At 61.4% G+C, this 2,554-nt stretch carries 3 protein-coding genes; all 3 read left to right on the plus strand.

Annotated elements, in window-relative coordinates:
* Nucleotides 1-79 precede the first annotated feature (79 nt).
* The 3 genes from tnpA to tnpC are packed head-to-tail and all read left to right on the plus strand — an operon-like array spanning nucleotide 80 to nucleotide 2,494.
* Complete coding sequence (tnpA, locus tag ACO2RV_RS24995; RefSeq protein ID WP_423296902.1) at nucleotides 80-520, plus strand: IS66-like element accessory protein TnpA; 441 nt, start codon at nucleotides 80-82, stop codon at nucleotides 518-520.
* Nucleotides 504-857 carry an IS66 family insertion sequence element accessory protein TnpB gene (tnpB, locus tag ACO2RV_RS25000; RefSeq protein ID WP_423296903.1) on the plus strand — a complete coding sequence of 118 codons (354 nt, stop codon included), beginning with the start codon at nucleotides 504-506 and terminating at the stop codon, nucleotides 855-857. Before tnpA ends, tnpB begins: the two co-directional genes overlap by 17 nt.
* Before the next feature lie 44 nt (nucleotides 858-901).
* The gene (tnpC, locus tag ACO2RV_RS25005) at nucleotides 902-2,494 is read left to right on the plus strand and encodes an IS66 family transposase (protein WP_423296904.1); all 1,593 of its coding nucleotides are present in this window, start codon (nucleotides 902-904) and stop codon (nucleotides 2,492-2,494) included.
* The last annotated feature ends 60 nt before the right edge of the window (nucleotides 2,495-2,554 follow it).

Genomic DNA, 2,554 nt, shown 5'->3' on the forward strand with positions numbered 1-2,554 from the left:
GTAAGCGCGAAAATCCCTGCACCTATTCATTGGCGGAGCATTGAGGGATTCTGTGTCCACAACGGAGACTGTGGACACAATGACATTGAATGGCATGGGCCTTTCGGGGCCGCTTCGGGTGACCAAGGTTCTTCGCAACGGGAAGCGGCGGTTTGACCCTGTTGAGAAGGAGCGCTTGATCGATGCGGCCCTCGAGCCAGGGGTGTCGGTCGCAGGGCTTGCGCTGACGCACGGGATCAACGCCAATCAGTTGCGCAACTGGATCAGGCTACGCCAGCGCCGAGAGACGGAGAACGCGTTGACGGCTATTCCGATCAACGTGCCGCCGGCCTTCGTTCCGGTGGTGGAGGCAGCGCCCGTCGCGCGGCCGCCGTCTACGTCGGCTCGACCGACATCACCACGGGTGCGGTTAAAGGCGTCGCTACCGAACGGCGTGCGGCTTGAACTTGAAGATGCGGATACGCAGGTTCTGTCGGCGATGATCGAAGCGCTGGGACGTTGCGATGTTCCGGCTGGCTGACGATCTGCGCGTCTATCTTCACCGGGACCCGATCGACTTCCGTGCGGGGATCAACAGTCTGGCGATCCTGGTCGAGCAGTCTATGGGCCTCAACCCGTTCGAGCGCGCGGTGTTCGCCTTCTGCAATCGCCGCCGCACCCGGATGAAGCTGCTGTTCTTCGACCGGTCCGGCTTTGTGCTGGTGCTGAAAGCGCTGACGGAAGACAAGTTCCGGTGGCCCCGGCGGCAGGAGACGGTGGTGAGGCTCGACGCCGAGCAATTGCACTGGCTGCTTGACGGCATTGATCTCGACGCGATGGTCCGCCACCCGGTTCGGCAATATGAACTTGTCGGGTGAATTTGTCCGTTGACGTATGGGAGGGCTTCAGATTCAAGAATACGATGAATCGAGCCGGCACCCCGACCGTTGCGGAATTGATGGCGCTTCTGGCGGCGAATGCGGCCGAAATCGCTGTGCTGAAGGCCGAGCGGGAAGCTCTCGCGCAGCGCGTCTTCAAGCTTGAGGAAGAACTGGCGCTCGCGCAACTGCATCGTTTTGCGCCGCGCAGCGAAAAGCACATGGATCGCGTCTTCAACGAAGCCGAGAAGAGCGCCGTTGAAGGGGACGACGAGGGCTGCGACGAGACGGATTGCGTTGATCTGCCGAACACGGGATTGCCGGAGACCGAAAAGGCGGAAGGCAAGAAACGTGGACGCCGGCCCCTGCCGGCAAACCTGCCACGCGAGCGCGTCGAGTATGACCTTGCCGATGATCAAAAGATCTGTCCGTGCTGCAGCAACCAGATGCATCGCATGGGCGAGACCGTCTCCGAGCAGCTTCACATCGAGGTGACGGCGAAGGTTTTGCAGAATGCGCGGTTCAAATATGCGTGCCGCCACTGCGAGCGCACCGGAATCAGCACTCCTGTTGTCATCGCGCCGATGTCCGCGCAGCCCTTGCCAGGCAGCATCGCCACGGCCTCGACGCTGGCCTTCGCGTTCGTTCACAAATACGTCGACGGCACGCCGCTCTATCGCCTGGCACAAGCCTTCGAGCGCGCCGGCGTTCCTGTCAGCCGCGGCGCGCTGGGCCACTGGGTGATCGGTTCGAGCGAGAGGCATCTCATTCGCATCTACGACGCGCTGAAGCTGCGGCTGCGATCCCAGACCGTCATCCATGGCGACGAGACCACGGTTCAGGTGTTGAAGGAAGAGGGCAAGAACCCCACCAGCATCTCGTATATGTGGGCCTATCGCAGCGGCGAGGACAGTGAGCGGCCGATCGTGCTGTTCGATTATCAGCCCGGTCGCGGGCAGGAATATCCGCAGACCTTCCTCGGCGACTATCGCGGCATCTTGATGAGCGACGGCTACTCGGCTTGGCGCACGTTGAAAGGCGCCACGCATGTTGGTTGCATGGCTCACGCCAGGCGGCGCTTTGTCGACGCCCTAAAGGCGAGAAAGAAACCCGGCGGGCCGCCGGCGCAGGCCCTCAAGTACTTCGACCAACTCTACCGGATTGAAAGGCAAGCGCGGGACGAAAAGCCGGATGACGGCGAAACGCAGGCCGACTACATGCGTCGCTTTCGCCAGAAACATAGCGTTCCGGTCCTGAACGCGCTCAAGGCGTGGCTCGACGCTATCGCTCCGAAGCTCGTGCCCGACACCAAGCTCGAAGATGCCGTCTCCTATGCGCGCGGCCAATGGGAATATCTTACGCGCTACACCGAAGACGGCAGGATGCCGATCGACAACAACCTTTTGGAGCGCGACATCCGAATTTTTGCCACCGGAAGGAAAAGTTGGCTCTTCAGCGATACAGTCCAGGGGGCCAGGGCCAGCGCCGTCATCTATAGCCTGATGTTGACCTGCCGGGCCTGCCGCGTCGAACCCTTCGCGTGGCTGCGCCACGTTCTCACAGAGCTGCCGCAGCGTCCCGGAGACGCCGATATCGACGACCTGCTGCCCTTCAACTTCAAAAAACAGCCGGCATGAACGCATGAACCATGAACCGCTTCAAGCCGGTTTACGACGTGCTCTGAAATGAGCGCTTAC

The organism is Ancylobacter sp. VNQ12 (genome assembly GCF_049445835.1).
Taxonomy (GTDB): Bacteria; Pseudomonadota; Alphaproteobacteria; order Rhizobiales; family Xanthobacteraceae; genus Ancylobacter.

Bases quoted from the DNA above. Each gene is read 5' to 3' on its own strand.
- tnpC (WP_423296904.1), top strand. From the start codon at position 902: ATGAATCGAGCCGGCACCCCGACCGTTGCGGAATTGATGGCGCTTCTG.
- tnpB (WP_423296903.1), top strand. From the start codon at position 504: ATGTTCCGGCTGGCTGACGATCTGCGCGTCTATCTTCACCGGGACCCG.
- tnpA (WP_423296902.1), top strand. From the start codon at position 80: ATGACATTGAATGGCATGGGCCTTTCGGGGCCGCTTCGGGTGACCAAG.